Origin of the sequence: Metabacillus niabensis (assembly GCF_902829255.1) — a bacterium.
Taxonomy (GTDB): Bacteria; Bacillota; Bacilli; order Bacillales; family Bacillaceae; genus Metabacillus; species Metabacillus niabensis.
On record NZ_CADEPK010000305.1, the window covers coordinates 1 to 4,047 of the forward strand.

The 4,047-nt window shown below is 31.5% G+C and carries 5 protein-coding genes; all 5 read right to left on the reverse strand.

Translation table 11 applies throughout. From position 1 onward, the window contains the following. Positions 1-109: 109 nt before the first annotated feature. A complete protein-coding gene (locus HU235_RS17810) occupies positions 110-838 on the reverse strand; it encodes a hypothetical protein (RefSeq protein WP_145581842.1) in 729 nt (242 codons plus the stop codon). Between the two features lie 474 nt (positions 839-1,312). Next, a complete protein-coding gene (locus HU235_RS17815; RefSeq protein ID WP_174881091.1) occupies positions 1,313-2,512 on the reverse strand; it encodes a tyrosine-type recombinase/integrase in 1,200 nt (399 codons plus the stop codon). A gap of 24 nt (positions 2,513-2,536) precedes the next feature. Beyond that, positions 2,537-2,914: a hypothetical protein gene (locus tag HU235_RS17820; RefSeq protein WP_174881092.1), complete on the reverse strand. Its 378-nt coding sequence runs from the start codon at positions 2,912-2,914 to the stop codon at positions 2,537-2,539. 5 nt (positions 2,915-2,919) lie between these two features. Then, positions 2,920-3,540: an ImmA/IrrE family metallo-endopeptidase gene (locus HU235_RS17825; RefSeq protein ID WP_174881093.1), complete on the reverse strand. Its 621-nt coding sequence runs from the start codon at positions 3,538-3,540 to the stop codon at positions 2,920-2,922. 67 nt (positions 3,541-3,607) lie between these two features. Further along, complete coding sequence (locus tag HU235_RS17830; protein WP_174881094.1) at positions 3,608-3,994, reverse strand: helix-turn-helix domain-containing protein; 387 nt, start codon at positions 3,992-3,994, stop codon at positions 3,608-3,610. Positions 3,995-4,047 lie beyond the last annotated feature (53 nt).

Genomic DNA, 4,047 nt, shown 5'->3' on the forward strand with positions numbered 1-4,047 from the left:
GTGGGTAATAATATAATTACTCAAGTATTTTTATTTCCCTAAGGAAAAAATAGTGTATGTAACATACTTTTTAACGTAATATTTGTTCTAGAATAAGTGTAGATTCATTTTACTTTTTTATTAGCATTTCTATGTCTTCTAGCTTTAACATCAGATTAAAGAGTGAAAAGAGTACCCCGCCTAAACCGCTTACCCATATACATAGCTTAGTCCAAAAGCTTCCCATCACAGAACCTTTAGTAACCATTAAGTATTTCCCATCAGTAGGATCGGCAAAGAATAAAAATATTATTGATATCACAGCTGTAAATAAAATAAAAACAACTGCAAATTTAATGGTAAGTCCGAAACTCTTCGTAAGTGAAAGATAACTATACATTGCTAACCCGATAAGAATCAAGCCAAGATAAATGAACGAGAGTACTGGAACATTTAACTTAATTAAAGCAATTGGATAAGTAGAGAGTAATCCAAAACTAGCTAATAATAAGATAATCAAGATGAGAATTTCTTTTGCTAATGGCTTTGTCCTTTCAAATGCAATAACGCCAATTATACATGTGATCCCGATTACCCAGTATAAGATGGAAATGGTGTTCATCCAAGAATAATAAGGTTCGGCCAATGCGGGTTCAAATTCATACTTATATGAATCTTCGCCAATATGATTCGTTAAAAAGTACCAACCTAATATAAGCATAACTAGAAATCCAACAATTGTTGCGAAAGGATTTGGAGGAGACTCCCTTTTTGCTTCTTTCTTCTTCCTTCTATTCTCGCGTTTTTCTCTTTCCCGCTTTTGCTGAAGAGCTGCTTTCTCTCTTTGTTTATTTTTCATTTTCTTTTTGTCACCTTTTTATATTAAGTAATGTCTGTCTGTACTATAACTGAGAACTAGACTCTTTTCTATGATTATATCAAGAATTTAAGGGAGATATAATTAAGGAAAGGTAACTTTTAATTAAGTAGTAGTGGGGATTGTGAACATCCTGATAAATACAGATTATAATTGCATACCAAAATAAATAATACTTCTTTCGCTTACTAATCTTAAATTTCCTACTCTTTAAAATCGTTATTACTTATAAATAAGAAAAAACCCTTGAGATACAAGGGTTTTTATGGAGCATAGGGGGCTCGAACCCCTGACCTCTACACTGCCAGTGTAAAATACAGGTTAGGAAAGGAACGGAATTTATTAGCTAAACTCAATTGTATCAAGGATTCTTTAGGTTGAATTACGGATAAAATAGGACCATTTCTGATAGTTGTTGGCTAATTGTGCCAACAATTTGCCAACAACTTAAATGATTTATTTAGTATTAGTTTTTTTTGAGAAAATTGCGTCTAATTTGTTTGCTGCTTCCTGATCTGCCTTTTGAAGTGCGTGGCCGTAGGTGTTCATTGTTATACTAATATCTGAATGTCCAAGTCGTTCTGATATGATCTTAGCGTGAACACCTTGGTTGATTAAAAGAGTAGCTGAAGTATGTCTCAAATCATGTAGGCGAATATGTCTAACGCCAACTCGTTTTGTAAATCTTCTCCACCAAGTAGTTGGCGTTGTTGGGTAAAAGTGGGTACCATTTTCATTGCAGAATAACCATTTATGTTCTTGTTCTATCCAATATTCACCCATTTGAATTTTCTCTTTATTCCAATGGAGACGATATTGTCTTAATTCTTCAACTACTGATGAAGGTAAAGATATTATTCTCTTAGAATTTTTAGATTTTGGTCCCTTTATAAAGGCTCCTTTTCTTCCTTTTACAATAACTTGTGTAATTTCAATCGTTCCATTATCTAAGTTTACCTTTGACCATTCTAGACCTAAGGTTTCACTTCTTCTCAAACCTGCAGCAAGAGAAAGGGATAAGAAAATCCTCCAATGTATCGGTTCATTTTGAACAGCTATAAATAATGCTTCAACTTCTGTTTCGTCATATACATTAACATCTATATCTCTTTCGTTAGAAACTCTAGGTTTTTTAACATTTCGTACAGGATTTGTCTTAATGATACGCCATTCAACTGCTCGTTCAAATATATTTCTAACGGTTAAATAAGTATCTTGTTTAGTTCTCATAGAAAGAGGAATATCAGGTTTATCCATTCTTTTCATTTGATCTAATAAGTTAACTATATGAACAGGCATTATTTTGTCAATTTGCATATGTCCAAGTGCTGGTAAGATATGATTCTTGAGATGGGATAAATAGTTTGCTAGTGTAGTTTCGGATAATTCCTTAACTGCATATTTATTTTCCCAATCTATCACAAAATCCTTAAGTTGCATTTTTTCAGGTGCAATATATTCCCCTGCTTCGACCTCCATTTTGAATTTATGGAGCTCTCCATTTAGATAATCACGCAATTTTTTTGTTGTCTTTAAAAGTGATTCATCTTCAATTTTTATAGTTTTCGTTTTACGTATTCTTTTGCCATTTGTATCGTAACCAGTATTAACAGTCAATAAATAAGAATTTTTTCCACGTTTTTGATAATATGCCAAGTTTACTCCCCCTATAAAAATACCTTATCTTAAAATAAAAGAAGTCTTTCTTTCATTTGGCAGTAGTTTTAGTACTTCTTCAATATCGGGTAGTTGAATGATAAACTGACTAATCTCATAAAGCTCTACACCATACATAAGAACCCTTTCTTTAATTCTATTGAGGTTTAATCCTAAGTTACAATCTTGAAGGTTGTTAGTAAGTAAATCCTCCATATTGATAGATACACTTATTACAGAATCATCGAACTCATCTCGACCAAAATATTCAAAAGGTGCTATAACTTCAAAATAAAAGGTATCTTTTTCCCAAGGTATTTCTTGGTTTTTAAATGTTAATACATACCAAAAAGGGACTTGTTTTCCTTCAAAATAGTCATAGTATACACGTTGTCTTGGCATTAAATTTATACTCCTTGAAATTGTTTTTTCTTTTCTACTTGTCTATTAAGTTTGTCTAATAAAGATTTAGTTTCATCTGACCAATTATTTGGGTCTGATTTAGGGTATAACATTCTCATTTGTGTTTTGAAATAATGGTCGGAAACTGACTGTGAAATTTGATTTTGAAAATGAATTAGCCTTTTTTTTGCAAACTTTTCTGTTACCTTGAATGTTTCAGAAATAAACTTTATACCATCCTTTATGTTTAAATAATTTGATATTTCATAGTTTAATAACATAAAAGTTGGGACACAAAAATGAAACATAAAATTATTTGCCTGATTCTCTTGTAACTTTCTAAACGGTTTATGTAGTCTTGATTGGTTTCCGACATGTTTTACAACATGACCAAATTCGTGACCAAAATCTTGCCATTGTTCCTGAGGTGATAATCTTTCATCTAAATACAAACTATAGAGACCATTAGTCCGTTTAAAAACCTCACTTTCATCTTTATGGAAATAAATCCAAACATTATATTCATTTGCAATGTGATATGGATCAATTTCATATGGTGAAGATATGCCTAATCCAGAGTAAATTTCTTTGATATTCTCTTCTAATTGTGTCATGCGATATTCCATAATAGCCCCCTAATATGCGAATATATGTTCTGTATGATGTGTAAAAATAAAAACCCATACAGGGTTATTATCTAAATTTTTTTCCTCGAGGTTGTTTATCCCCAGGCTTACGACCTTTCTCAAGTTCTTCAATCAATTCAATATAATCTAATATTTTCTTTTTATTTTCTTCAGAGAATCCTTGAGCACTTCTCATAGCATGTTGAAATTCATCATCTTCTAAAATATCTTCTGAAATCTTACTTTCTTGTTTCCCGGTTATTAAATAATCCGTAGTAACTTCATAAAGCTCTGCAATTTTTGCTAGCATATCTTTATCAGGTGATCTTAAGCCATATTCCCAATTAGCATAAGTTGAAACGGTTTTTATTCCTAATCGTTTTGCTACTTCAGTTTTACTCCAACCTTTACTTTCCCTTAATTCTTCAAGGATTCTTGGCGTTATGTCATTCATTTATAATTACACCTTTTGTTTATTTTATATGTAAATAATAACACGTTTTACAC